Annotated in this window: 22 protein-coding genes; 13 read left to right on the top strand and 9 right to left on the bottom strand. The window is 72.0% G+C overall.

Annotation, left to right across the window (positions count from 1 at the left end; translation table 11 throughout):
- Positions 1–3 precede the first annotated feature (3 nt).
- The gene (gene mazG / locus WBG79_RS14015) at positions 4–831 is read right to left on the bottom strand and encodes a nucleoside triphosphate pyrophosphohydrolase (protein ID WP_337357719.1); all 828 of its coding nucleotides are present in this window, start codon (positions 829–831) and stop codon (positions 4–6) included.
- Between the two features lie 111 nt (positions 832–942).
- On the opposite strand from mazG, the gene arfB reads away from it, so the two are divergent.
- The 6 genes from arfB (at position 943) to WBG79_RS13985 (ending at position 7,332) form a co-directional block, all read left to right on the top strand.
- Complete coding sequence (gene arfB / locus WBG79_RS14010; protein ID WP_337357718.1) at positions 943–1,380, top strand: alternative ribosome rescue aminoacyl-tRNA hydrolase ArfB; 438 nt, start codon at positions 943–945, stop codon at positions 1,378–1,380.
- 65 nt (positions 1,381–1,445) lie between these two features.
- Positions 1,446–3,536 carry a molybdopterin-containing oxidoreductase family protein gene (locus WBG79_RS14005; protein WP_337357717.1) on the top strand — a complete coding sequence of 697 codons (2,091 nt, stop codon included), beginning with the start codon at positions 1,446–1,448 and terminating at the stop codon, positions 3,534–3,536.
- Between the two features lie 448 nt (positions 3,537–3,984).
- Positions 3,985–4,929, top strand: coding sequence for a hypothetical protein (locus WBG79_RS14000; protein WP_337357716.1), 945 nt, complete (start codon positions 3,985–3,987; stop codon positions 4,927–4,929).
- Positions 4,930–4,931: 2 nt separating this feature from the next.
- On the top strand, positions 4,932–6,167 hold the full coding sequence (locus WBG79_RS13995) for a GNAT family N-acetyltransferase (RefSeq protein ID WP_337357715.1): 1,236 nt from the start codon (positions 4,932–4,934) through the stop codon (positions 6,165–6,167).
- Between the two features lie 37 nt (positions 6,168–6,204).
- Positions 6,205–6,945, top strand: coding sequence for a helix-turn-helix transcriptional regulator (locus WBG79_RS13990; protein ID WP_337357714.1), 741 nt, complete (start codon positions 6,205–6,207; stop codon positions 6,943–6,945).
- Positions 6,946–7,008: 63 nt separating this feature from the next.
- Positions 7,009–7,332 (top strand): hypothetical protein, encoded by a 324-nt coding sequence (locus WBG79_RS13985; protein WP_337357713.1) that lies wholly within the window; start codon positions 7,009–7,011, stop codon positions 7,330–7,332.
- 67 nt (positions 7,333–7,399) lie between these two features.
- Here WBG79_RS13985 and WBG79_RS13980 read toward each other — a convergent pair whose 3' ends face one another.
- The 5 genes from WBG79_RS13980 to WBG79_RS13960 all read right to left on the bottom strand — a co-directional run bounded on the left by WBG79_RS13980 (position 7,400) and on the right by WBG79_RS13960 (position 13,408).
- Positions 7,400–7,615, bottom strand: coding sequence for a hypothetical protein (locus tag WBG79_RS13980; RefSeq protein WP_337357712.1), 216 nt, complete (start codon positions 7,613–7,615; stop codon positions 7,400–7,402).
- A 152-nt stretch (positions 7,616–7,767) separates the two neighbouring features.
- On the bottom strand, positions 7,768–8,436 hold the full coding sequence (gene purN / locus WBG79_RS13975) for a phosphoribosylglycinamide formyltransferase (RefSeq protein ID WP_337357947.1): 669 nt from the start codon (positions 8,434–8,436) through the stop codon (positions 7,768–7,770).
- Between the two features lie 5 nt (positions 8,437–8,441).
- Positions 8,442–9,518 (bottom strand): phosphoribosylformylglycinamidine cyclo-ligase, encoded by a 1,077-nt coding sequence (gene purM / locus WBG79_RS13970; RefSeq protein WP_337357711.1) that lies wholly within the window; start codon positions 9,516–9,518, stop codon positions 8,442–8,444.
- Between the two features lie 121 nt (positions 9,519–9,639).
- Positions 9,640–10,530, bottom strand: coding sequence for a hypothetical protein (locus WBG79_RS13965; protein ID WP_337357710.1), 891 nt, complete (start codon positions 10,528–10,530; stop codon positions 9,640–9,642).
- Between the two features lie 178 nt (positions 10,531–10,708).
- Positions 10,709–13,408 (bottom strand): caspase family protein, encoded by a 2,700-nt coding sequence (locus WBG79_RS13960; RefSeq protein WP_337357709.1) that lies wholly within the window; start codon positions 13,406–13,408, stop codon positions 10,709–10,711.
- A 304-nt stretch (positions 13,409–13,712) separates the two neighbouring features.
- On the opposite strand from WBG79_RS13960, the gene gyrA reads away from it, so the two are divergent.
- The 3 genes from gyrA (at position 13,713) to WBG79_RS13945 (ending at position 18,441) form a co-directional block, all read left to right on the top strand.
- A complete protein-coding gene (gyrA, locus tag WBG79_RS13955; protein ID WP_443147456.1) occupies positions 13,713–16,454 on the top strand; it encodes a DNA gyrase subunit A in 2,742 nt (913 codons plus the stop codon).
- Positions 16,455–16,529: 75 nt separating this feature from the next.
- Positions 16,530–17,165, top strand: coding sequence for a class I SAM-dependent methyltransferase (locus WBG79_RS13950; protein ID WP_337357707.1), 636 nt, complete (start codon positions 16,530–16,532; stop codon positions 17,163–17,165).
- 88 nt (positions 17,166–17,253) lie between these two features.
- Entirely contained in the window at positions 17,254–18,441 is a 1,188-nt protein-coding gene (locus tag WBG79_RS13945) for a benzoate/H(+) symporter BenE family transporter (RefSeq protein WP_337357706.1), read from the top strand.
- Between the two features lie 10 nt (positions 18,442–18,451).
- On the opposite strand, the gene WBG79_RS13940 is transcribed toward WBG79_RS13945, so the two are convergent.
- Both WBG79_RS13940 and WBG79_RS13935 read right to left on the bottom strand, forming a co-directional pair.
- Positions 18,452–18,937, bottom strand: a complete 486-nt coding sequence (locus WBG79_RS13940; protein WP_337357705.1) for an AAC(3)-I family aminoglycoside N-acetyltransferase — start codon at positions 18,935–18,937, stop codon at positions 18,452–18,454.
- Between the two features lie 229 nt (positions 18,938–19,166).
- Positions 19,167–19,433 carry a hypothetical protein gene (locus WBG79_RS13935; protein WP_337357704.1) on the bottom strand — a complete coding sequence of 89 codons (267 nt, stop codon included), beginning with the start codon at positions 19,431–19,433 and terminating at the stop codon, positions 19,167–19,169.
- Positions 19,434–19,697: 264 nt separating this feature from the next.
- Between WBG79_RS13935 and coaD the strand changes: the two genes are divergently transcribed.
- Together coaD and WBG79_RS13925 are read left to right on the top strand one after the other, a co-directional pair.
- Positions 19,698–20,192, top strand: a complete 495-nt coding sequence (coaD, locus tag WBG79_RS13930) for a pantetheine-phosphate adenylyltransferase (protein ID WP_337357703.1) — start codon at positions 19,698–19,700, stop codon at positions 20,190–20,192.
- A gap of 29 nt (positions 20,193–20,221) precedes the next feature.
- Positions 20,222–20,785, top strand: coding sequence for a peptidylprolyl isomerase (locus WBG79_RS13925; protein ID WP_337357702.1), 564 nt, complete (start codon positions 20,222–20,224; stop codon positions 20,783–20,785).
- A gap of 4 nt (positions 20,786–20,789) precedes the next feature.
- Here the strand turns inward: WBG79_RS13925 and WBG79_RS13920 are convergent, their stop codons facing one another.
- Positions 20,790–22,097: an Hsp70 family protein gene (locus WBG79_RS13920; protein WP_337357701.1), complete on the bottom strand. Its 1,308-nt coding sequence runs from the start codon at positions 22,095–22,097 to the stop codon at positions 20,790–20,792.
- Between the two features lie 308 nt (positions 22,098–22,405).
- Here WBG79_RS13920 and rpsB point away from each other — a divergent pair, with 308 nt between their 5' ends.
- Both rpsB and tsf read left to right on the top strand, forming a co-directional pair.
- Positions 22,406–23,176 carry a 30S ribosomal protein S2 gene (gene rpsB / locus WBG79_RS13915; protein WP_337357700.1) on the top strand — a complete coding sequence of 257 codons (771 nt, stop codon included), beginning with the start codon at positions 22,406–22,408 and terminating at the stop codon, positions 23,174–23,176.
- 255 nt (positions 23,177–23,431) lie between these two features.
- Positions 23,432–24,364 (top strand): translation elongation factor Ts, encoded by a 933-nt coding sequence (tsf, locus tag WBG79_RS13910; RefSeq protein ID WP_337357699.1) that lies wholly within the window; start codon positions 23,432–23,434, stop codon positions 24,362–24,364.
- The last annotated feature ends 46 nt before the right edge of the window (positions 24,365–24,410 follow it).

Raw genomic sequence — 24,410 nt, 5'->3', positions numbered from 1 at the left:
GCCTCACCGCGCGGCCGTCTTCGCCTCCTGCCAGATCGTCTCCATTTCCTCGAGACTCGCTTGCGCGGGCGCGCGCCCCGTCTCGGCGAGGCGGCGCTCGATATGGGCGAAGCGGCGGCGGAATTTCTCGTTCGCCTGCCGGAGCGCTCCTTCCGGGTCGAGCGCCAGGTGGCGCGCCAGGTTGGCGACCGCGAAGAGCACGTCGCCGAGTTCGTCCCGCCGGGCTTCGGGATCGGGCGGCGCGCGGTCGATCTCGGCCTCGATCTCGTCGAGCTCCTCGCGGATCTTGGCGAGCACGGCCTTGGGGTCGTTCCAGTCGAAGCCGACGGTGCCGGCCTTCGCCTGCAGGCGGACGGCGCGCTCGAGGGCCGGCAACGCGGTCGGCACCTGGGCGAGCAGCCCGGCGGGCGGCGCGGGCAGGCCGTGGGCGGCCTTCGACGCGGCCCGCTCGGCCTTCTCCTCCGCCTTGATGCGCTCCCACTGTCCCTTGGCGCTGCGCGCCGAGCGCGCCTCGGCGTCGCCGAACACGTGCGGATGGCGCCGGATCATCTTGCGGGTGATCGCCTCCACCACGTCGCCGAACGCGAAGAGGCCGGCCTCCTCGGCCATGCGGGCGTGGTAGACCACCTGCAGCAACAGGTCGCCCAGTTCCTCGCAGAGATCGACGGGGTCGTCCCGCTCGATCGCGTCGGCGACCTCGTAGGCCTCCTCGATCGTGTAGGGCGCGATGGAGCGGAAGTCCTGCTCCACGTCCCAGGGGCAGCCCGTCGCCGGGTCGCGCAGGGCGGCCATGATCTCGATCAGGCGGGCGATGTCGCGGGACGGGGTCATCGAGTCTCCAGGGGCTGTCAGGCCGGGTGGGGGCGGGCCGGGAGGCTATCATCGGCCCGGGCTTCGGGCCATCATGCCGGCGTCGGCGCGAGCGGCCGCACGAGGAGACGCATGCCGGACGGACGCTGGATCGAAGTCACGCCGCTGATCGCCATCGACGAGCGCGAGCTCGAGGAGAGCTTCATGCGCGCTTCCGGGCCGGGCGGGCAGAACGTCAACAAGGTCTCGACCGCCGTCGAGCTCCGATTCGACGTCGCCAACTCGCCCAACCTGCCCGAGCCGGTGCGCACCCGACTCGCCCGCCTCGCGGGCCGGCGCCTCACCCAGGAGGGCGTGCTCGTCATCCGCGCCGACCGGTTCCGCCTGCAGGAGCGCAACCGCGAGGACGCGCGCGAACGGCTGGTCGCCCTCGTCCGCGAGGCCGCCGAGCCGCCGCCGCCGCCCCGCCGGCCGACCCGGCCGACCCGGGCCTCCAAGGAGCGCCGCATCGCCGCCAAGAAACGCCGGTCCGACGTCAAGAGCGGCCGGGGCAGGGCGGGTTTCGAATAGGCGGGCCTCCGCAGCGGGCCGCGGGTCTGCTAGGGTCGGTCCGTACTCATCCGGATCCGTCGCCCATGAACCGTCCGCTGCCCGTTCGAATCGGCCACTCGGCCTGCCCGCACGACTGCCCGTCCACTTGCGCGCTCGACGTCGAGATCCTCGACGAGCGCACCATCGGGCGGGTGCGCGGCTCGGAGGACATGGACTACACGGCGGGGGTGATCTGCGCGAAGGTCGCCCGCTATGCGGAGCGTCTCCACCACCCGGACCGGCTGCTCACGCCGATGATCCGCACGGGGCCGAAGGGCTCCGGCCAGTTCCGGCAGGCGAGCTGGGAGGAGGCACTCGACCGCATCGCCGAGGCCTTCGTGAAGGCCGCGGCCGCCCACGGCACCGAGGCCGTCTGGCCCTACTACTACGCCGGCACCATGGGCCTCGTGCAGCGCGACGGCATCCACCGGCTCCGGCACGAGGGGCGCTATTCCGGCCAGTTCGACACGATCTGCACCAACATGGCCTGGACCGGCTACATCGCCGGCACGGGCCGGCTCGCCGGCCCCGACCCGCGGGAGATGGCGAAGTCCGACTTCGTCGTGATCTGGGGCACCAACGCGGTCGCCACCCAGGTCAACGTGATGACCCACGCGACCCGGGCGCGGAAGGAGCGCGGGGCGAAGATCGCGGTCGTCGACGTCTACCGCAACGCGACCATGGAGCAGGCCGACCTGCCGCTGGTCCTCAAGCCCGGCACGGACGCCGCACTCGCCTGCGCGGTCATGCACGTGCTCTTCCGCGACGGCTACGCGGACCGCGCCTACATGGCCCGCTATGCCGACGCCCCCGAGGAATTGGAGGCGCACCTGCAGAGCCGCTCGCCCGCCTGGGCCGCGGCGATCACCGGCCTCTCGGTCGAGGAGATCGAGACCTTCGCGCGCCTGATCGGGACGACGAAGCGCACCTTCCTGCGCCTCGGCTACGGCTTCACCCGGCAGCGCAACGGCGCCGTCGCGATGCATGCCGCCGCCTCGATCGCGACGGTCGCGGGTCTCTGGCAACACGAGGGCGGCGGCGCCTTCCACAACAACGGCGCCATCTACGGCCTCGACAAGACGCTGATCGAAGGCGCCGACCTGAAGGACCACCGGATCCGCGCGCTCGACCAGTCCCGCATCGGCGCGGTGCTGACCGGCGACCGGGAGGCGTTGAAGGACGGACCGCCGGTCACCGCCATGCTGATCCAGAACACCAACCCGGCGTCGGTGGCGCCCGACCAGCGGCTGGTGGCGCGCGGGCTCGCCCGGGAGGACCTGTTCGTGGCGGTCCACGAGCAGTTCATGACCGAGACGGCGCGCATGGCCGACGTGGTCCTGCCGGCGACCATGTTCCTGGAACACGACGACATCTACCGGGGCGGCGGCCACCAATACATCCTCCTGGGCCCGAAGCTCGTCGAGGCGCCCGGCGAGGCGCGCGAGAACCATGCCGTCCATGTCGAACTGGCCCGGCGGCTCGGCTTCCGCCACCGCGGCTTCTCGATGACCCCGCGCGAGCACATCGACTGGATGCTCCGCCGCTCCGGGCGCGGCACGCTCGCGGAGCTCGAGGCCGCGCGCTTCATCGACTGCCAGCCGGACTTCGAGACCGCCCACTATCTCGGCGGCTTCGCGTATCCGGACGGCAAGTTCCGCTTCAAGCCCGACTGGCCGAAGGTGAAGGCCCCGAACGACGGCCCGATGGGTCCGTGGCGCGATCTCCCCGCGCTGCCCGACCAGTGGAACGCGATCGAGGTCGCCGACGCGGAGCATCCCTTCCGGCTCGCCACCTCGCCGGCCCGCAGCTTCCTCAACTCCACCTTCAACGAGAGCCCGACGGGCCGGAAGCGCGAGGGCGAGCCGGCCGTCATGATCCACCCGGACGACGCGGCCCGGCTCGGTATCGGCGAGGGCGCGCGCGTGCGGCTCGGCAACCGCCGCGGCGACGTGGTCCTGAAGGCGCGGCTGTTCGACGGCGTCCGGCCGGGCGTGCTCGTCACCGAGGGCCTGCAACCGAACGCCGCCTTCGAGAAGGGCGAGGGCATCAACGTCCTGACCGGCGCCGACCCGGCCGCCCCGTTCGGCGGGGCGGCCTTCCACGACAACAAGGTCTGGATCAGGCTGGCCGATTAGACGGGCAACAAGACAGTACGGACACGGTCGCCTGCTCGGACGTCGACTCCGGGCCCGGCACGCGGAGGGTTATGGTTCCGGGCTCCACCAGATAGATCGAATTCCCTGAATTTATAATGTGCACCTTTCCCGAGTAACTGCATTCGATGGGGTGACCGCCTTCGTTCTTGATCGTCAGATCACGCGGCGACACACCGGCAAATATAGTCATTGGTTTGTCAGATGCTTTGAAGGTGAAGGTTGTTCTATCCATGATAGCGTCTCCCTAAAGGCACTGCAATTTTAGCGCGCATGCTCCGTAGGGTCAAGGCCACCTTCCACCGTGTTTACCATGAATATTGAAGGTTAATCCAATCAGGTCAGCTTGCCGACATGCATTGTGTTGATTCCATTTACTAAATTCCCATACTGTTCCTCAGCGTACAGGCCACGTACGAGGAGGCTTTTCATGTTGCGGGATTGCGTCTTCACCGACTTTCAGCATCGGCATGCCGAACTCTTCGGCAAGCATACCGTGAACCTCGGCCATGCTTTCCATACCTCGCCTCATTTCTCGGACGACGCGCTGGCGTCCCTCATCGACCGCCTGCCGCGCGGCTCCTATCACGTCAACACCATGGACCCTGTCACGCACGACCCGCGCAGCCGGCGCGAGGGCGAGATCGTCGGGCTCTCCGGCCGCGAGGTGATCGAGACGGTGCGCCAGGGGCGGATCTGGATCCTGATCCAGAACCCGGGCGAGGTGGATCCGGCCTATGCCGGCATGCTTCGCGACATCTACGAGGAGCTCGACGAGCGGACGGGCCAGAAGACCTACCGGCACAAGATGAGCATCCTCATCTCCTCGCCGAAGATCCAGGTCTACTATCATGCCGACGTGCCGGGGCAGACGCTCTGGCAGGTGCGCGGCGTCAAGAAGGTCTACGCCTATCCGAACTCGGCGCCCTTCCTGCCGCAGGATCGGATCGAGAAGATCGTCCTCGGCGAGGCCCACGAGGTCAGCCTGGATTACCAGCCCTGGTTCGACGACTACGCCGAGGTGGTCGACCTGGAGCCCGGCCGCATGCTGCACTGGCCGCTCAACTGCCCGCACCGGATCGTCAACCACGACTGCCTGAACGTGTCTTTCACCACCGAGCACTGGACCGACGAGCTGCGCAACGCCTACCTGGTCAACTACGCCAACGGCATCCTGCGGCGCTACGTGCCCGGCGCGCGGCTGTCGCAGTCGACGGACGGGATCGCGGCGATGGCCAAGTGCGGCCTGGCGGCGGCCTACAAGGTCACCGGGCTGCAGAAGGCGCGCAAGCGTCCCTTCACGATCGACTTCCGGGTCGATCCGACGGCGCCGCTCGGTGTGCGCAGCATCGAAGCCTACGCGCTGAGGAAATGACCATGGCGGCGCTCTCCGCGACGGCCGCGCTGACCCGTGCCCCCGCCTCCGATACGACGGCGCGCGACAGCCTCGTGGCCGAACGTCTCGATACACTCGAGGCGATAGAGGCTCTCCGCCCGGACTGGGAGGCGCTGGAGCGGCGCTGCAGCCGGCCCGTGCTGTTCCAGTCCGCCGCCTGGTCGATGCATGCCGCCCGGCATCACGCCGGCCGGGACGGGTCCGCTCCGCTGGTCGTGGCGGTGCGCCGGCGCGGCGAACTCATCGCGGTGGCGCCGCTGCGGGTCGTCCGGCAGGGACCTGTCCGGCTCGCGGTCGAGCTCGGCGCGCCCTTCGGCCAGTACGGCGACATCCTCGCCGCCGACGATGCGGACGGGGAGGCGGTGGCGCGGGCGGTGCTCGACGCGCTCTTCGGAGGCGCGGCGATCGACGGTCTCGTGCTCCGCCGCATGCGCGCCGACTCGCCCCTGCGCGCCCCCCTGATGGCGCGCGGCTTCGCGATCGGCAGCGTGGACGCGGCCCCCTATGTGGATCTCGCGGCGGCCGGCGGCTTCGAGCCGCTGCTCAAGACGCTGTCGACGAAGTCCCGGAAGAACCTGCGCAACCAGCGCAACCGCCTCGCCCGCATCGCGACGCGGGTGGAGCACCGGATCTTCAGCCCCGCCGCATTGCGGGAGGCCCTGGCGGTCGGCTTCGAGAAGCGCCTGCAGACCCTGGAGGAAAAGGGGCTCACCTCGACCGCCTTCATGGACCCCGGCTTCCGTGCCTTCGTGGACGGGCTTCCGGACGCGCCGGGCCTCGAGATCCTGGCCATGGGTCTCATGGCGGACGAGGTGCCGATCTCGGTCCAGTGGGGCTTCCTGCACCAGGGCCGCTACTATGCCTACATCACCGCCCGAGACCCGGGCTACGACGAGGTCAGCCCCGGCAAGCTGCATCTCGAGGACATCATGCGGGTGCTGTCGGAGCGCGGGGTCGCCACGGCGGACCTTCTCGCCCCGGCGGTGCCATACAAGTTCCTGTGGACGGACAGCGCCTGCGAGGTGGTCGACGTGGCGGTGCCGTTCGGGATCGTCGGCCGGTTCTGGCTCGACGGCTGGTCGCGCCGGCTCCGTCCGCGGCTCAGGGACGCCTTCCTGGCGCTCCCCGCCCGCATCCGGCAGCCGATCGCGCGCCGGCTCGCCCGGCACGCGGCGGCCGAGCCGTCCGCGTCCGGGCCGCTCCTGCCACGCTCCTGACACGGATCGACAGGAGACTCGTGTCAGGATCGCCGCCATGCAGAAGACCGAGCGCCTCCTGAACCTCGTCCAGATCCTGCGCCGCCACCGCCGGCCGGTGACGGCCGACACCATCGCGGGCGAGTTCGGCATCTCGGTCCGGACCGTCTATCGCGACATCCTGCAGCTCCAGGGAACCGGGGTGCCGATCCGCGGCGAGGCGGGGATCGGCTACGTGCTCGATCCCGGCTTCGACCTGCCGCCCCTGATGTTCGGCGCCGACGAGCTGGAGGCGCTGATGCTCGGTGCCAACTTTGTGAAGGAGCGGGGCGATCCCGGGCTCGTGCGCGCGGCGGAGGACGCCATCGCCAAGATCCTGGCGGTGATCCCCGCGCCGCTGAAGCCCGTCTTCGCCGACGCCCAGCTGATCGCGCCGAGCTACAGGGAGGCCGCCGAGGACCGGGTCGATCTCGGCATCCTGCGGCGGGCGCTGCGCAACGGGCGCAAGCTCGGGCTCGCCTACCGGGACGAGAAGGGGGCCTTCACGCAGCGCACCGTCTGGCCGATCGCGCTCGGATACCTGGAGGCGGCGCGCATCCTGATCGCCTGGTGCGAGCTCCGGCAGGGCTTCCGCCATTTCCGCACGGACCGCATCGACCGGGTCGACGAACTGGCCGAGCGCTATCCGACCCGCCGGGCGGTGCTGCTCAAGAGCTGGAACGAGCACATGGAAGCGGAGCGGAGCCGTCGGCGCGACGGTTGTCAGCCGGACGCGCATCGCGTCGCGGTCGCCTCTTGAGCGGAGTGGCCCGGTCGCTGTACCCATGCGTCAGGCGGGAGTCGCCGGGACGGGGGTGGACGTATGACGAGCCGGGCTTTGCGCCTGACGGGTGGGATCGCGGCCGCGACGGTGCTCCTGGCGGCCGGCCTCGCGGGCGCGCAGGCGGTCGAGAAGACGATCGACCGGGACTATGTCCGGCGCGCCTTGCTCGACACCTGCGTCTATACCGAGAACAGCCGCAAGGACGCCGACAAGATGAAGATCGTCGACGCCTGCCAATGCGCGGCCCAGCGCGTGATGCGTGGCGTCAAGGATCCCGATCTGGCCGGCCTGACCGAATCGAGCCGTATCCCGGACGCGTGGATGCGCGAACTCCTGGGCAGCGTGCCCGCCTGCGCGAAGTAGGCGGACGGGCGGCGCCGGCCCGTGGCCGGCGGCGGGAGTCGAGAGGCAGCGGCCGGGGTGGGCCGGCTCAGTAGCCGGTGACGACCACGAACTGCGGGCACAGCATGGTGTTGCAGCTCTTGGCCGCAGGCGCCGGCGCGGCGACGCGCGCGGGCTGAACGGTCTGGCCCTGGCTCTGGTTGGTCAGGCGCACCGCAGGCTTACCGGCCTGGGCGAGGGCCTCGCCGGACGAGACGGCGGCGAAGAGGGCGGCGACGAGCGCGGGCTTGGCAAGGGAACGCATGGGACAACCTCCGAAGATCTGTCGGTTCGGATCGACAATGCGCAAGGTTGTGGGCGCGTTCAATCTAAAGTCTGGAATGTAGTAAGGCCGCGGTCACGAAAACGCGAGCAATTGTCTGCAATCCGGCCGGGCCGTCCGACAGAAACCGCGTGTCAGTCCCGGGACGGCCAGACGAAGGCCTCCGGTGGTGGCGGCTCCGCGGCGATCGCCACGCGCTCGGTGCCGCCCTCCCGCACCACCGCGGCGCGGCCGGAGGCGACCAGGGCGAGGCAACGGGGATAGAGCCGGTGCTCGGCGGCGAGCACGCGGGCCGCGAGGGTCTCGGGCGTATCGGCGGACAGCACGGGGACGGCGGCCTGGCCGACGACCGGGCCGGTGTCCATGGCGTGTCGGACGAAGTGGACCGTGCAACCGGCGAGTTTCACGCCCTCGGCGAGGGCGCGCGCGTGGGTGTGGAGCCCCGGGAAGGCGGGGAGCAGGGACGGGTGGATGTTGATCATCCGGTCCATCCAGGACTCGATGAACCAGGGCGTCAGCAGCCGCATGAAGCCGGCGAGGCAGACGAGCTCGACGTCGTGCCGGACCATCTCGGCGTGAAGCGCGATCTCGAAGGCCTGGCGGTCGCCGAAGGCCTTGTGGTCCACGACCGCGGTCGGGACGCCGGCCGCGGCCGCCTTGGCGAGGCCGCCGGCGTCCGGCCGGTTCGAGACGACAAGAGCGACCTCGGCGGGATAGTCCGCCGCGCGTGCGGCCGCGACCAGCGCGGCCATGTTGGATCCGCCGCCCGAGATCGCGATGCCGACGCGCCGCCGCCGCACCATGGCCGTCACCAGGCGAGGTCGAGACGGCCGACCGGATCGACGAAGGGTTCGTCCGGCCCGGCCTCGACCACCCCGAGCCGCACGACCGTCTCGCCGCGCGCGGCCAGCCCGTCGGCGACCGCCTCGGCCGCCTCGGCCTCGACCACCGCCACCATGCCGATGCCGCAGTTGAAGGTGCGCAGCATCTCGCGCTCGGCGACGCCGCCGACCTGCGACAGCCACTTGAAGACGGGCAGGACCGGCACGGCGCCGAGATCGATGCGCGCGGCCGTGCCGGCGGGCAGGACGCGGGGGATGTTCTCCCAGAAGCCGCCGCCGGTGATGTGGGCGAGCGCCTTGACGGCTGTGGTCTCGCGCAGGACGGCGAGGAGCGGCTTCACGTAGATGCGGGTCGGCGTCAGCAGCGCCGCGCCGAGGGTCGTGCCGGGCGCAAAGGGCGCCTCGTCGGCCCAGCCGAGGCCGGCCTCGGCGACGAGCCGCCGGACGAGCGAGAAGCCGTTCGAATGGACGCCCGAGGAGGCGAGCCCGAGGACGACGTCGCCCGGGCCGACGTCGGGGCGCGGCAGGATGCGGGCGCGCTCGACGGCGCCGACGGCGAAGCCCGCCAGATCGTAGTCGCCGTCCGCGTACAGGCCGGGCATCTCGGCGGTCTCGCCGCCGATCAGGGCGGCGCCGGCCATGCGGCAGCCCTCGGCGATGCCCTTGATGACGGTGGCGGCGGTGTCGACGTCGAGCTTGCCGGCGGCGAAGTAGTCGAGGAAGAACAGCGGCTCGGCACCCTGCACGACGAGGTCGTTGACCGACATCGCGACCAGGTCCTTGCCGACGTGGTCGTGCAGGCCGGCCTCGATGGCGACCTTGAGCTTGGTGCCGACGCCGTCGTTGGCGGCGACCAGGACGGGGTCGTCATAGCCGCAGGCCTTGAGGTCGAAGAGGCCGCCGAAACCGCCGATCTCGGCGTCGGCGCCGGGGCGGGCGGTGGCCTTGACGAAGGGCTTGATGCGCCGGACGAGGGCGTTGCCGGCATCGATGTCGACGCCCGCCTTGGCGTAGGTCCAGGTGTTGCCGGCGCTGTCGGTCATGGCGGGTCGGTCCCCTCTCGCGGCCCTGCGGCCGTCCCGGCGGGGAATGGACCATCGGCACCGGGAAAGCAAGGGGATGGCGGCCCCGGACCCGCGGTGCCCGGGGCGCCGAACGGTCGCGTCATTTGCGGCGGGTGAAGGTGCCCGAGCCGCTGCCGCCGATGGAGGAGAAGGAGCGACCGCCGCCGTTGCCCACGGGGCCCCGCGAGATCACCGCGCCGTTGGAGCCGCCGCCGCCGCCGGGCGCGCGGGAGAAGAACCGGCCCGTGGAGCCGCCCGACTGGCTGGGCGCGGTCGAAAAGATGGGTCCGCCGCTGCCGCCCGAGCCGGCGCCGCCTCCGTCGGGACGACGGGAGAAGACCGGCCCGCCGGAGCCGCCGCCGCCGTTCGTCGGCGCGCCGGAGAAGATCGGACCGCCCGAGCCGCCGGAGCCGCCGCCGGGTCCCGAGGGGCTGCGGGAGAAGGTCGTTCCGCCGCCGCCCCCGCCGCCGCCCGGGGCGCGCGAGAAGGCCGGCCCGCCGCCGCCGCCCGAGCCGTTGCCGGGGCCGCCGCCGTCCGGCACCGCCGCGAAGCGCGGAGCGCCGCCGCCGTCGCGGGAGGCGGGCGAGACCGGACCGCCCGGGCCGCCGCTGCCGCCGGGGCCGGGTCCGTCCGAGCCGCCGCGCGCGGCCGACCGGGTGCCGCGCGGCGGCGTGTCCGCGTCGCGCACGACGTGGCGGGGCGCATGCCTGGACGTCTCGGTCCGCACGATCCGCGGTTTCGCCTTGCCGGCGGGCTTCGACCAGGTGCGGCGCGGGCGGACCGGGACGGCCTCGTCGTCATCCTCCTCGATCCATTCGGGCTCGTAGACGGGCGGCGCGTAGACCTGGGGGACGTAGACCGGCTCGTGCCAGGCCGGCCCGTGCCAGCCGTGCCCGAAGCCGACCACGATCCCGAAGGGCCTGGCCTCGGCAGGGGCGGCGGCCGCGAGGGCGACGCCGCCGAGGGCTGCCGCGATGAGACGCTTTGCCATGGATCGAACTCCTCGTCGGTTGGCCGCGCGGCCCGGGGGCAGCGCATGAGGATCCGTTCGGGCGCGCATTCGCGCCCGGCGCTTTCGGTCGGTATCCGGATGGGAGTGGCGGGGCGTCGCGCCCGGCCGTTCTCCTGACGTTACGGCCCCCGCGCTGAACCCGCCCTGAACGGCGTCTTCAGAAGGTGTCGAGCCGGGGCCGGTCCTTGAGCCAGGCCGCGCGGGTCGCGCCGATCAGGACCTCGTCGAGGTCCGCACCGGCGGCGAGGTCGACGCCCGCCCGCGACAGGCGCTCGACCAGCCTGTCGAGTTCCGCCCGGGAGGCGCCGATCCGGCCGGCCGCCTCCGGGTCCAAACGGCGGACCGCCTCGGCGAGGGCGGCGAGCCGGGCCCGGGCGGGGAGGCGGGCGAGGGAGGTTCTTGCGTCGCGGGCGATGTCGTGGCGGGGCTGGATCTGCACGGCGACCGACAGGGCCAGGTAGCGCGCCGCGCCGGCCTCGTCGGCCCCGCCGCCGAGCGCGCCGGTGCCGAGGATCCAGGCGTAGCTATAGGCCGCGTAGGGCTCGCCGAGCTCGGCGGCGCGGCGGTAGTGGTCGGCCGCGGCGCGGACGTCCTTCGGCACGCCCCAGCCGTTGAAGAAGAGGCGGCCGAGCTCGTTGGTGGCCGCCGCGTGGCCCTGTGCGGCCGCCTTCTCGAAGAGCTCCCGGGCCTTGCGGAGGTCCTTCGGCACGCCTTTTCCGTTCAGGTACAGGAGCCCGAGGTTGTGGAGCCCGTAGGTGTCGCCGAGCGCCGCCGCGGCCTCGTACCAGCGCCGCGCGCGCTCCAGGTCGCGCTTCACGCCGTCGCCGCGCTCGAAGATGGCGCCGAGCTCGTTCATCCCGTAGGTGTGGCCGCCCTCCGTGGAGGCCATCAGCAGCTCGAGCCCGCGCTTCGGGTCCCTGGGCAGGCCGCGGCCGTAGAAGGTCGACTTGCCGATCGAGTAGGTGGCGTAGACGTCGCCGAGGTCGGCGCCCTTGCGGAAGAGCGCGTTGGCGGCGGCGTTGTCGATCGTGCCCCCGGCGCCGACGCCTTCCAGGTAGCCGAGGTAGTAGTAGGCGCGCGCATGGCCGAGGTCGGCGGCGCGCTGGAACTCGAGCCGCGCGGAGGCGGCGTCCCGGGAGGCGAAGAGGGCGCGGCCGAGCTGCAGGCGGAAGCGGGGGATCTCGCCGTAGCGGGCGATGTCGGCCCGGCAGGCGGCCACGGCCTGCTGCGGGTCGATCTCGTTGGGAAAGACGCCGCCGGCGATGCCCTGGCGGTCGAGCCGGTCGCCGGCCAGGCGGTCGCAGTCGGTGACGGTCGCCCGGATGGTTACCTCGGCGCGGGCGCTGCGTCCGCCGCCCGCCGCGGCGAGCGTCATGGTGGAGGTGCTCCCCTCCGCGCCGACCGGGGCCTCGAAGGTGAGCTGGCCGACGCCGGAGAGCGGGAAGGCCCCGTTCGCAGCCACCTGCACGCCGCCGACGGCGAGCCGGCCGGCCTCGGGGGTGCGGTCGACCCCGGCGCGCGGGCCGTCGCCCGCCTCCGCCTCGCCCCGCCCGGTCCCGGCGAGGGGCACCTCGACGGGGATCGGCCGCGGGCCGACGCCGACCGGCACGTCGATCACGACGGCGGGGTTGCGGCGGGCGAAGTCGTCGATGGCGGCGGCGGCGGCCGACGCCTCCTCGGTGCGGCGTCGGCGCGACGCCTCGACGGCGGCCTCATCGTCGGTGAGTTCGATCTCGATGCGCCCCTGGGCGGGCCGGGTCAGCGCGCCCTCGACGCGGAAGGCGGCGTCCAGCCGCCGCTCCGGCGGGGCGGCCTGCTGGCGGAAGCCGAGGCCGGGGGAGTCGTCGCGCCGGATCCGGTCGCCGGGCCACACGGGCCCGCCGGCCGCCGCCTCGCGCGTGAGCCGCACGATCTCGCCCGTGGCGGGCATGCGCTCGAAGACGAGGGCGAGGCTCGGGTCGCCCGGCGCGGCCGGGACGGGCATGTCCATGGGGGTGAGCGGCTCGCCGCGGCGCGCCAGCACGCGGTAGACCGGCTTGAAACCCTCGAGGGCGCGCCGTTCGGCCAGCCTGACGGCGGGGGGCAACGTGCCGGTGAGGGCCGGTTCGTCGCGACCGCCCGTCCGGGCCCGCACGCCCTCGGCGACGCGCGCGAGGATGTCGGCCGCGCCCCGGTCCGCGGTGCCGATCTCCGCGAGGAGCGCCGCCGTCAGGGCCGAGCCGCCGCCCGGCCCGGCCGGAGCGGTCGCCAGCCGGCCCGGCGCGGCGGCGGCGAGCGCCAGGGTGTTCTCGCCCGCCGGAAGGGGCGCGAGGCCCTCGCCGGCCGTGACCATCTCTCCCGAGCCGGAGACGAAGCCGCGGCCCACGGCGCGGTTCGCCCGGGCGGCGTCGATCACCAGCATCCGACGCCGCGCGTGGGCGGCCAGATAGTCCATGAGGCCCGCGAGCGGCACGGTCTCGAAATCGAGGTCGTAGGGGCCGGCCAGCGCCGCGTCGACGGGGAGCAGAAGGTTGCGCCCGCCGACCTGGAGGGCGTGGCCGCTGTAGTACACGAAGGCGACCTCGGCGCCGTCGACGGCGCGGTAGAAGCGCGCCAGGGTCTCCTCGGTCCGCCGCCGGTCGAGGTCCGTCGCCTCGATCACCTCGAAGCCCAGCCGGCGCACCGCGGCTGCGACCGCCTGGGCGTCCGCGACCGCGCCGGGCAGGGCGGGCTGGGCCTTGTAGGCGCCGTTGCCGAGGACGAGGGCCACGCGCTTCGGCGCGGTCTCGGCCCCGGCCGGAACGGCCGCGGCGACGACGAGGCACGCGGCCCCGCCGGCGAGGCAGCGGGCGAGCAGGGGGCGGAGGGCGAGGGGCATGGATCGGTCCCGGACGAGAGCACGCAGGCTCCCCCGATCGAGCCGCATCCGCCCTGAACTCGCCATGAATGCGCCACGCGGGTCCGGTTCACCCTCCTCGCGCGCAGGCACGTGCGGGCGCGCCCGGAATCCAGAGTGACGTCCCTGCGAATTGGCGCCCGCGCACGGAATCGCCTATAGAGGGGCCCCCGACCCCGGCGGCAGCGCCGCCCGAGTGAAGAGACGAGACTTGGCCGACAACGACAAGCCGGGCGCCGGCGGGACACCGCCGTCGGACATCAAGCCGATCAACATCGCCGACGAGATGCGGCGCAGTTATCTCGACTACGCCATGAGCGTGATCGTGAGCCGCGCCCTGCCGGACGTGCGCGACGGCCTGAAGCCGGTGCATCGCCGCATCCTTTATTCGATGCACGAGAACGGCTACGACTGGAACAAGGCGTACCGCAAGTCGGCCCGCGTCGTCGGCGACGTGATCGGCAAGTACCACCCGCACGGCGACCAGTCGGTCTACGACGCGCTCGTGCGCATGGCGCAGGACTTCGCCATGCGGGTGCCCCTGGTCGACGGCCAGGGCAACTTCGGCTCGGTCGACGGCGACCAGCCGGCGGCCATGCGGTACACCGAGGTCCGCCTCAAGAAGATCGCCCACAGCCTGCTCGAGGACCTCGACAAGGACACGGTCGACTTCCAGCCGAACTACGACAATTCGGAGCGCGAGCCGACCGTCCTGCCGGCGCGCTTCCCGAACCTGCTCGTGAACGGCGCCGGCGGCATCGCGGTCGGCATGGCGACCAACATCCCGCCGCACAATCTCGGCGAGGTCATCGACGCCGCCATCGCGCTGATCGACCGGCCCGACATGGGCATCGACGACCTGATCGAGATCATCCCCGGGCCCGACTTCCCGACCGGCGGCATCATCCTCGGCCGGTCCGGCATCCGCTCCGCCTACCACACGGGCCGCGGCTCCATCACGATGCGCGGCCGGGTCAAGTTCGAGACCGTGCGGGGCGGCCGCGAGGCCATCATCATCAACGAGATCCCGTATCAGGTGAACAAGGCCTCGATGGTCGAGCGCATCGGCGAGCTCGTGCGCGAGAAGCGCATCGAGGGCATCGCGGAGGTGCGCGACGAGTCCGACCGGGACGGCTACCGGGTGGTGATCGAGGTGCGACGGGACGCGGTCCCCGAAGTCGTGCTGAACCAGATCTACAAGTTCACGGCCCTGCAATCGACCTTCGGCGCCAATATGGTGGCGCTGAACGGCGGCAAGCCGGAGCTGATGACCGTCCGCGACATGCTGCAGGCCTTCGTGGCGTTCCGCGAGGAGGTCATCGGACGGCGCACGCGCTTCCTGCTCAACAAGGCGCGCGACCGCGCCCATGTGCTGGTCGGCCTCGCCATCGCGGTTGCCAACATCGACGAGGTGATCCGCCTCATCCGCTATGCGCCCGACCCGGCGACCGCCAAGGCCGGGCTGATGGGCCGCGACTGGCCCGCCAAGGACATGGCGCCGCTGATCGCGCTGATCGCCGACCCGCGCCACACGCTGAACCCGGACGGGACGACCTACCGGCTCTCCGACGAGCAGGCGCGCGCGATCCTCGAGCTGCGCCTCGCCCGCCTGACCGCGCTGGGCCGCGACGAGATCGCCGAGGAACTGGAGAAGCTCGCCCGCGAGATCGAGGACTATCTCGACATCCTGCGCTCGCGTGCCCGCATCCTGACCATCATCAAGGACGAGCTCGGCGCCATCCGGGCCGAGTTCGCCACGCCGCGCCGCACCGAGATCCTCGAGCTCGACGGTGAGGTCGACGACGAGGACCTGATCCAACGCGAGGACATGGTCGTCACCGTCACGCATGCCGGCTGGATCAAGCGCGTGCCGCTGTCCACCTACCGGGCGCAGCGGCGCGGCGGCAAGGGCCGCTCGGGCGTCGCCATGAAGGACGAGGATTTCGTCACCCGCCTCTTCGTGGCCAACACCCACGTGCCGATCCTGTTCTTCTCCTCGAAGGGCATCGCCTACAAGACCAAGGTCTGGCGGCTGCCGCTCGCGGCCCCGCAGGCGCGCGGCAAGGCGCTGATCAACATCCTGCCCTTGTCCGAGGGCGAGCGGATCACCTCGATCCTGCCCCTGCCGGAGGACGAATCGACCTGGGAAAGCCGCGACGTGATGTTCGCCACCACCAAGGGCACCATCCGGCGCAACAAGCTCTCCGACTTCGTCCAGGTGAACCGGAACGGCAAGATCGCCATGAAGCTCGAGGAGGGCGAGGGCATCGTCTCCGTCGAGACGGCGACCGAGACCGACGACGTGCTGATCACCACGGCGCTCGGCCAGTGCATCCGCTTCCCCGTCACCGACGTCCGCGTCTTCAAGGGCCGCGACTCGATGGGCGTGCGCGGCATCGCGCTCGCCGACGAGGACCGGGTGATTTCGATGACGATCATCCGCCACTTCGAGGCCTCGTCGGACGAGCGGCTCGCCTATCTGAAGCGGAGCCGGGCGCTGCGCGGGGAAACCGAAGCGGACGCGAACGGGTCGGACGGCGAGGGCGAGGAGACCAACGGCGCCCTGGTGCTCGGCGAGCGCCGCTATGTCGAGATGAGCGCGGCCGAGCAGTTCATCCTGACCGTCTCCGAGAACGGCTACGGCAAGCGGACCTCGTCCTTCGAGTACCGGATCACGGGCCGGGGCGGAAAGGGCATCGTCGCCATGGCGGTCACGCCGCGCAACGGTCCGCTGGTGGCGAGCTTCCCCATCGACCATGGCGACCAGATCATGCTGGTCACCGATGCCGGCCAGCTCATCCGCTGCCCGGTCGAGGGCATCCGCATCGCCGGCCGCTCCACCCAGGGCGTCATCGTGTTCAACACGGCGGCCGACGAGAAGGTCGTCTCCGTGGAGCGGGTGCGCGAGGACGAGGACGACGCCGAGATCGAAGCCGGCGGCCAGGGTCCGGACGGCCCCGGCGACGGCGGCCCCGGCGAGGGCGACGGCGAGGACGGTCCCGGGGACGACGGCGGCGGCGAGGGCTGAGCCCCGCCCGTCCTCGGCGGCGCGTCAGCCGCCGATCCGGCCGCGTCCGCCGGCCCTGTCCGCATCGAGGTCGTGATGGAACGCAAGTACGTCGAGGACTACCGGCACCTGCATGCCACCCAGTACGGCTTCGGCGGCCGCCACATGGCGACGATCCTGCCGCACATCATGGCCCTCAGGCCGGCGTCGCTGATCGACTACGGGGCGGGCCGCAGCGAGATCTCCAGCCGGGTGGCCGCCAAGGTCGGCTGCCCGGAGGTGGCACGCTTCGACCCGGCGGTCGCCGGGATCGACAAGGTCCCGGAGAAGACGTTCGAGCTCGCCATGAGCTGCGACGTGCTCGAGCACATCCCGGACGACGAGCTCGACGCGGTGCTGGCCGAGCTCGCCCGGCTCGGCCGCCACCAGATCCACGTCATCGACATGAAGCCCGCCCGGGCGACCCTGCTCGACGGCCGCAACGCCCACCTGAGCCTGCACGACGCCCCGTGGTGGCAGAACCGCCTCTCCCGCTTCTTCCCCGGCCTGCGCCCCGTCAAGGCCCAGTTCCCCGGCTGGTGTGCCTTCAAGACTTGGCCCGCCGAGGTCTCCGCCCCGCGCCGCTGGTGGATCGAATGGACCGAGGGCCGCGCCTGGGAGAAGCAGCGTGCGGAGAACCGGCGGCGCAAGCGGGAACGGGACCGCGCGGAGGCGGCTGAGCCGTCGGTGTGAGCGGGCCTGGGCCCCCGATCCGTCCAGCCTCTGACGGCGCAGCAGCCCGACCTTAACGGCGCGCCCGGATTGGCCTAGAAGCAGGACCATGTCCGAAAGCGCCGCCGCCTCGCCGCCGAGCCCGTTTCCCTCCCTCGCCGCCGTCTCCGCCGGCCTGCTGGCCGCCTTCGTGGGGTTCGCGAGCTCCTTCGCGGTCGCCGTACAGGGGTTGATGGCGGTGGGGGCGACGCAGGCGGAGGCGGCTTCGGGGTTGATGGCGCTGCTGATCGGCAAGGCGGTTTTCGCGCTGATGCTCTCCTGGCGGCTCAGGATGCCGGTGTCGGTCGCCTGGTCGACGCCGGGGGCGGCGCTCCTGGTCGCGACCGGGGCGGTGGCGGGCGGGTTTCCGGCGGCGGTCGGGGGCTTCCTGGTCTCGGGCGTGCTGATCGTGCTCGCCGGCACGTGGAAGCCGCTCGGGCGGGCGGTCTCGGCGATCCCGACCCCGCTCGCCAGCGCCATGCTGGGCGGCGTGCTCTTCGGGCTGTGCACGGCGCCGGTCCGTGCCGTCGCCGAGAACGCGGCGCTCGGCCTGCCGATCGTGCTCGCCTGGGCGGTGGTGGCGCGGGTGAACCGGCTCCTCGCCGTCCCGGCCGCCGTCCTCGTCGCCGCCGTGCTGATCGCGGCGACCACCCGGGTGACCCTCGCGGACCTCGGGCCGCTTGCGCCGCATCCGATCCTGGTCACCCCGACGCTGACGCTCCAGGCCGTGACCGCGATCGCGATCCCGCTCTTCATCGTCACCATGGCGTCGCAGAACATCCCCGGCATCGCGATCCTGGCCGTCAACGGCTACCGGCCGGACCCGGGGCTCCTGTTCCGGGCGACCGGCCTCGCCAGCATCCTGGTCGCCCCCTTCGGCGGCCACGCCCTGAACCTCGCCGCCATCACGGCCGCGCTCTGCGCCGGGCCCGACGCCGATTCGGACCCGCGCCGGCGCTGGTGGGCGGCGGCGGTGGCGGCCTGCGCCTATCTCGGCTTCGGGCTGACGGCGGTCGCGGCGACGGCGTTCCTCGGCGCTTCGCCGCCGATCCTGATCCAGGCCGTGGCGGGGCTGGCGCTCCTCGGCTCGCTGGGCGCGGCGCTGACCGGGGCGGTCGCGGACCCGAAGCGGCTCGAGGCCGCGATCGTCACATTCGTGGTGACGGCCTCGGGCGTGTCGTTCCTCGGCATCGGCGGCGCGCTCTGGGGGCTGGTGGCGGGCGGGGCCATGCTGGCGCTCGCGCGCTGGCGCGGCTGAGGCCGGGCGGTCAGGGCCCGCGCTTCGGCCCGGGCACCGGGATGTCGAAGTGCAGCACCTCCTCGCGGGTGCCGAGCTTCTCGTAAAGCGCGATCGCGGGCGGGTCGACGTAGTCGGCCTGCACGAAGATCACCCAGGCGCCCCGGGCGGCCGCCTCGGTCCGCAAAGCTTCGATCAGGGCCGTGGCGATCCCCTGCCGGCGGAAGGGCTCGGCGACCGCGAGGTCGTAGAGATAGATTTCGCTGCGCGCCTGCTCGATCTTCGGCAGCTCGTAGGCGACGAGGCCGCCGACGACGGCGCCTTCCGCCAGCGCGACGAAGACGATGACCGAATCGCGCGCGAGCAGCCGCCGGAGATAGGCCGCGTCCGGCCGGGCCGCGCCGTAGGTCTCGGGCTCGCCGAAAGCCTCGCCGAAGACGGTCAGCAGGGCCTCGACGTGTTCGAGGTCGCCGGGGCCGAGGAGGCGGATCGTGCAGGCTCGGGTCGGGGCGTTCATCGGCCGGCAGGTAGGGCGGAGGCGGCGCGGCGGCGAGCGGCTGCACAAAGAAAAAGGCCGCGCTCGTCAGGGAGCGCGGCCGAGGTGGTGGCTGGATGGCTAGCCACGAAGGGGGGATCCAAGGACGCCCGGGGTCAGCGGGCGGGACTTCCAGGGGTCTTGGAGACCGAGGCGGCGATGGTCAGGGGTGCGGGTGGGGTGCCGCCCCGGCCTCCAAAGGGTGGTCGTGTCACCGGCTGGCGGTCTCCACGACGGGGATGCGGGTCAGGGTCGAGGTCTGGTTGGCCTCGTCGCGGGTCTCCACGGTGATCGTGCGGACCGTCTCGGGGCCGGCCTTGCCGCTGTCGAACAGCGCGAAGGCGTCGGCGATGCGGTCAGACTTGACGATCGCGGGGGTCTCGGCGGCGACCGGCGTCTCGGCGCTGGCGCCGAGGACGATCGGACCGGCGATCCAGGCCAGGGCGGCGATCGTGGGAAGGGTCTTGAGGAGGCTCATCTCAGGCTCCGTGGCGTCTCGATGGCACCGACCTAATCACGCCCGTCGTGAACGGTCTCGGTGCGGGGTGTTCATCTCGTCTTCATCTCTGATGTCGACGACGATAGGGGCCTCCCGTGTCGTCCGTTTTACGTCCTTCGCGAAATCGGGTTTCGAGGCCGCAACACCCGCGGGGCGGGACGCAACAATCCGGGGGCGGGACGAAACAAGTCGGGGCCGGGCGGCATGCCTTGCGGGGCGGGGAAGGCCGCGCTACTGAGACTCATGACCCGCAAGGCCCTCTATCCCGGCTCCTTCGACCCCGTCACGAACGGCCACGTCGACATCCTGGCCCAGGCGCTCGACCTCGCCGATTCCGTGGCGGTCGCCATCGGGGTCCACCCCGCCAAGGCGCCGCTGTTCGACTTCGCCGAGCGCGAGGCGATGATCCGCGAGGCGGTCGCCGGGATCGGCGCCGACCAGGGCCGGGTCTCGGTCATCGCCTTCAAGGGCCTCGTGGTGACGGCGGCGCGCGATGAGGGCGCGACGATCCTGATCCGGGGCCTGCGCGACGGCACGGACCTCGACTACGAGATGCAGATGGCCGGCATGAACGGCATCATGGCGCCTGCGATCCGCACCGTCTTCCTGCCGGCCTCGCCCGCCGTCCGCCACATCACCGCCACGCTGGTCCGGCAGATCGCCGCGATGGGCGGCGACGTCTCGGCCTTCGTGCCGGCGGGCGTCGCGGCCCGTCTGGCGGCCCGCACGGGCCGCTGAAGCCGCCCCTCCATCCGACAAGGACGACCATGCTGCGCCGGACCCTCCTCGCCGCCCTCCTCGCCGCCCCGATCGGGCTCGCCGGCCTCGTGCCTGCGTCCGCGCAAGGGGCGACCGACCCGGAGAACACCCTCTACCTGGACCTGAAGGACGGCCGCGTCGTCATCAAGCTCCGGCCGGACCTCGCGCCGAAGCACGTGGAGCGGATCAAGACCCTGACCCGGCAGGGCTTCTACGACGGCCTGAAGTTCCACCGGGTGATCGACGGCTTCATGGCCCAGACCGGCGACCCGAAGGGCGACGGCACCGGCGGCTCGACCCTGCCGGCGCTCAACGCCGAGTTCACCCCGACCCCGTTCAAGCGCGGGGTGCTCGGCATGGCGCGGTCGCAGAGCCCGAACAGCGCCAACTCGCAGTTCTTCATCACCTTCGCGGATTCGAGCTGGCTGAACGGCCAGTACACCGTGTTCGGCGAGGTCGTGCAGGGCATGGAGTTCGTCGACAAGATCAAGAAGGGCGAGAAGGCGCAGAACGGCACGGTCGCCAATCCCGACGTGATCGTGAAGATGCAGGTGGCCAAGGACGCCAAGTGAGGCGTCAGGCCGGGCGCGGGGCCGTCCAGGCCTCGAGATCCGGCTCGCGGGCGATGAGGGCGAGGCCGGCGGCGATCGAATCGAATTCGTTGCCGGACTCCATCCGCTCCGTCCCGAAGCGCTCGGCGAAGAGCCGGCGGACGGCGGGCACGTAGGAGGTGCCGCCGGTCAGGAACACGCGGTCGATGGCGGCGGCCGGCGTGCCGGCCCGGTCGAGGGCCGCGTCGACGGCGGCGGCGATCCGGGCGAGGTCGCCGGCGATCCAGGCCTCGAAGTCGGCGCGGCGGACCTCGGCCCGGATCGCGATGCCTTCCGCGGCGAAGTCGAAGGTCGCGCGGTCGGCGTCGGACAACGCGAGCTTGGTGCGCGCCACCGCCCGGTAGAGGGCGTAGCCGAGATCCTCCTCGATGAGCGTCAGGAAGCGCTCCAGGGCCTCCGGGTCGGTCGCCGTGCGGGCGAGTTCCCTCAGCTCGCGTAAGGTCGCGGGCGACTTGAGAAGCGACAGGGTGTGCCACTGGGCGAAGTCCGCGAAGTAGTGGACCGGGAGCGGCAGCACCTTGCCGAAGGAGCGGTAGGCGGAGCCGCGGCCGATGCGCGGGCCGACCAGATGCTCGACGATGCGGCTGTCGAAGCTGTCGCCCGCGATGCCGACGCCGGCGGCGCCGAGCGGGGCGGCGTGGAGGCGGCCGCCGCGCCGCTCGAAGCGCAGGACCGAGAAGTCGCTGGTGCCGCCGCCGAAGTCGGCGACCAGCACGGTCGCGTCGGCCGCCAGGCGCTCGGCGAAGAAATAGGCGGCCGCGACCGGCTCGTAGACGAAGTGGATCTCGTCGAAGCCCGCCGCCTGGAAGCCCGCCTCGTAGCGCGCCAGCGCCAGCGCCTCGTCGGGGGCGCCGCCCACGAAGGTGACGGGCCGGCCGACCACGACGCGGGCCCCGGTCGGGATCCGGCCGCCGTAGTGGCCGGCGAGGCTCTCCAGGAAGGTTGCGAGCAGGGCCTCGAAGGTGAGCCGCCGGCCGTACACCATCGTGTCCGTGAAGGAGCGGCTCGCCGCGAAGCTCTTGAAACTCTGCAGAAAGCGGCAATCGTGCGGGTCCGCCACGTAGCGGTCGAGGGCCCAGGGCCCGGTCTCGACCCGCCGCTCGGCGCGGCCCTCGATCATCGCCTGCCAGAAGCACAGGACCGACCGGAACGCGGTCAGCGGGCCCTCGCCGGTGTCGAACGGGAGTACGGTCGGGCCGTCCGGGCCGGCGGCGGCGAGGACCGTGTTGGTGGTGCCGAAGTCCACCCCGAGGGCGCCCTGCATGTCGGCCATGTCGCACTCCCGGCGCTGCGGCAAAGGGGCGGTCTGATAGTCGAGGGCGAGCCGCCGGGCAAGTCCATGTTTCCGGCAGGTCCCTCGGGCCGGGCCCGAAACCGGCGAAAGACGGCGGCTCCGCTTGCATTCCCGCCGCCGCGCCCCTATAACCCGCGCCATTCCACACGCGGGGTCGGGCGGACGATCGGGGACGGTTCCCCGGTGCGGCCGGCCTTCCGGTGTTTTCTGCGCGTTCCGACGAGGGGCGGGCAGGGAACGCGATACGCCCCGCGGAGGCACGAACCGGAAAGAAGGAGACGGCAGGCATGTCGCTGCCCGACTACACCATGCGCCAGCTGCTCGAGGCCGGCGTCCACTTCGGCCATCAGAAGCACCGCTGGAACCCGAAGATGGCGCCGTTCATCTTCGGCGTCCGCAACAACATCCACATCATCGACCTTGCCCAGACGGTGCCGATGCTGCACCAGGCGCTGAAGTCGATCTCGGACACCGTCGCCCGCGGCGGCCGCGTGCTGATCGTCGGCACCAAGCGCCAGGCCCAGGAAGCGGTCGCGGATTCGGCGCGCCGGTCGGCCCAGTACTTCGTCAACAGCCGCTGGCTCGGCGGCATGCTGACCAACTGGAAGACGATCTCGCAGTCGATCCAGCGCCTGCGCAAGCTCGAGGAGATGCTCGGCGCCGAGGTCACCGGCCTCACCAAGAAGGAGCGCCTGACTCTCGACCGCGAGCGCGAGAAGCTCGAGAAGGCGCTCGGCGGCATCAAGGACATGGGCGGCCTGCCGGACCTCATCTTCGTGATCGACACGAACCGCGAGGCCATCGCGATCCAGGAGGCCAAGCGCCTCGGCATTCCGGTCGCGGCGATCCTGGATTCCAACTGCGATCCGGACGGCATCGCCTTCCCGATCCCCGGCAACGACGACGCCGGCCGCGCCATCGCGCTCTACTGCGACCTGATCGCCCGTGCGGCGATCGACGGCATCGGCCGCGCCCAGGGCGACCTCGGCGTCGACGTCGGCGCCTCCGAAGCCCCGCCGGAAGAGCCGGCGGTTTCGGCCGAGGACGCCGCGGCCTGATTGCGCGCCGGGTCCGGGAGTTCCCGGGCCCTCCGCCGTTCGGCGACGGACGGTTCCGCGATTGCCCGACCCAGCCGGCGGGGACCGTCACGGTCCCGTCACGGCGGGGCTCCACTGATCGGAGGCGGCCGGCGCGCGAGCGCCGCGGCCGCCCCGTTCGCTTGGGAGCGGGGCGCGGACCGCCGGCGCCAGAGACACTTCCAGGATCGCACCGTGGCCCCCGGGCGCGGACGCGACATGACCGAGAGACGACCCATGACGATTTCGGCTTCCCAGGTGAAGGAGCTCCGCGACCAGACCGGCGCGGGCATGATGGACTGCAAGGCCGCGCTGACCGAGACCGGCGGCGACATGGAGGCCGCGGTCGACTGGCTGCGCAAGAAGGGCCTGTCCAAGGCCGCCAAGAAGTCCGGCCGCACGGCCGCGGAGGGCCTCATCGGCGTCGGCGCGGGCGGCACCCGCGCGGCCCTGGTCGAGGTCAACTCCGAGACCGACTTCGTCGCGCGCAACGAGCAGTTCCAGACCCTGGTCGCCACGATCGCGGCCCTCGGCCTCGATGCCGGCGGCAACGTCGAGACGCTCTCGGGCCTCCCCTATCCGGGCAGCGGCAAGACCGTCGCGGAGCGGCTGACCGACGCGGTCGCCACCATCGGCGAGAACATGCAGCTGCGCCGCACCGCCTACCTGCAGGTGAGCGACGGCGTGGTTGCCCACTACGTCCACAACGCGGTGGCGGACGGCCTCGGCAAGATCGGCGTCATCGTCGGCCTGGAGTCGACCGGCGACAAGGCGATGCTGAACGGCCTCGGCCGGCAGGTCGCGATGCACATCGCGGCGCACGACCCGACCCCGGTCGCGGTCCTGACCGAAGAGGTCGACCCGGCCATCGTGGAGCGCGAGCGCGCCATCTTCGCCGAGCAGGCCGCCCAGTCGGGCAAGCCCGCGGCGGTGGTCGAGAAGATGGTCGAAGGGCGTATCCGCAAGTTCTACGAGGAGGTCACGCTCCTCAAGCAGCACTTCGTGGTGAACCCGGACCTCACCGTCGAGGCCGCCCTGAAGGCCGCCGAGAAGGACGTCGGCGCGCCCATCAAGGTGACCGCCTTCGTGCGCTACGTCATCGGCGAGGGCATCGCCAAGACCGAGTCCGACTTCGCGGCTGAAGTGGCCGCCGCGGCCGGAACGAAGTGATTTTCTACGAGGTTTGAATGTGAGCGGCGCCGGGATGACATCCCGG

The sequence above is a fragment of the Prosthecomicrobium sp. N25 genome (assembly GCF_037203705.1).
Classification (GTDB): Bacteria; Pseudomonadota; Alphaproteobacteria; order Rhizobiales; family Ancalomicrobiaceae; genus Prosthecodimorpha.
The sequence above is the reverse complement of the archived record's forward strand: the minus strand, read 5'-3'. Positions and strand labels throughout refer to the sequence as shown.

What these genes read in the sequence shown, in the direction of transcription:
- mazG (WP_337357719.1), bottom strand. Translation starts at nt 831, where the DNA reads ATGACCCCGTCCCGCGACATCGCCCGCCTGATCGAGATCATGGCCGCC.
- arfB (WP_337357718.1), top strand. Translation starts at nt 943, where the DNA reads ATGCCGGACGGACGCTGGATCGAAGTCACGCCGCTGATCGCCATCGAC.
- WBG79_RS14005 (WP_337357717.1), top strand. Translation starts at nt 1,446, where the DNA reads ATGAACCGTCCGCTGCCCGTTCGAATCGGCCACTCGGCCTGCCCGCAC.
- WBG79_RS14000 (WP_337357716.1), top strand. Translation starts at nt 3,985, where the DNA reads ATGTTGCGGGATTGCGTCTTCACCGACTTTCAGCATCGGCATGCCGAA.
- WBG79_RS13995 (WP_337357715.1), top strand. Translation starts at nt 4,932, where the DNA reads ATGGCGGCGCTCTCCGCGACGGCCGCGCTGACCCGTGCCCCCGCCTCC.
- WBG79_RS13990 (WP_337357714.1), top strand. Translation starts at nt 6,205, where the DNA reads ATGCAGAAGACCGAGCGCCTCCTGAACCTCGTCCAGATCCTGCGCCGC.
- WBG79_RS13985 (WP_337357713.1), top strand. Translation starts at nt 7,009, where the DNA reads ATGACGAGCCGGGCTTTGCGCCTGACGGGTGGGATCGCGGCCGCGACG.
- WBG79_RS13980 (WP_337357712.1), bottom strand. Translation starts at nt 7,615, where the DNA reads ATGCGTTCCCTTGCCAAGCCCGCGCTCGTCGCCGCCCTCTTCGCCGCC.
- purN (WP_337357947.1), bottom strand. Translation starts at nt 8,436, where the DNA reads ATGGTGCGGCGGCGGCGCGTCGGCATCGCGATCTCGGGCGGCGGATCC.
- purM (WP_337357711.1), bottom strand. Translation starts at nt 9,518, where the DNA reads ATGACCGACAGCGCCGGCAACACCTGGACCTACGCCAAGGCGGGCGTC.
- WBG79_RS13965 (WP_337357710.1), bottom strand. Translation starts at nt 10,530, where the DNA reads ATGGCAAAGCGTCTCATCGCGGCAGCCCTCGGCGGCGTCGCCCTCGCG.
- WBG79_RS13960 (WP_337357709.1), bottom strand. Translation starts at nt 13,408, where the DNA reads ATGCCCCTCGCCCTCCGCCCCCTGCTCGCCCGCTGCCTCGCCGGCGGG.
- gyrA (WP_443147456.1), top strand. Translation starts at nt 13,713, where the DNA reads ATGCGGCGCAGTTATCTCGACTACGCCATGAGCGTGATCGTGAGCCGC.
- WBG79_RS13950 (WP_337357707.1), top strand. Translation starts at nt 16,530, where the DNA reads ATGGAACGCAAGTACGTCGAGGACTACCGGCACCTGCATGCCACCCAG.
- WBG79_RS13945 (WP_337357706.1), top strand. Translation starts at nt 17,254, where the DNA reads ATGTCCGAAAGCGCCGCCGCCTCGCCGCCGAGCCCGTTTCCCTCCCTC.
- WBG79_RS13940 (WP_337357705.1), bottom strand. Translation starts at nt 18,937, where the DNA reads ATGAACGCCCCGACCCGAGCCTGCACGATCCGCCTCCTCGGCCCCGGC.
- WBG79_RS13935 (WP_337357704.1), bottom strand. Translation starts at nt 19,433, where the DNA reads ATGAGCCTCCTCAAGACCCTTCCCACGATCGCCGCCCTGGCCTGGATC.
- coaD (WP_337357703.1), top strand. Translation starts at nt 19,698, where the DNA reads ATGACCCGCAAGGCCCTCTATCCCGGCTCCTTCGACCCCGTCACGAAC.
- WBG79_RS13925 (WP_337357702.1), top strand. Translation starts at nt 20,222, where the DNA reads ATGCTGCGCCGGACCCTCCTCGCCGCCCTCCTCGCCGCCCCGATCGGG.
- WBG79_RS13920 (WP_337357701.1), bottom strand. Translation starts at nt 22,097, where the DNA reads ATGGCCGACATGCAGGGCGCCCTCGGGGTGGACTTCGGCACCACCAAC.
- rpsB (WP_337357700.1), top strand. Translation starts at nt 22,406, where the DNA reads ATGTCGCTGCCCGACTACACCATGCGCCAGCTGCTCGAGGCCGGCGTC.
- tsf (WP_337357699.1), top strand. Translation starts at nt 23,432, where the DNA reads ATGACGATTTCGGCTTCCCAGGTGAAGGAGCTCCGCGACCAGACCGGC.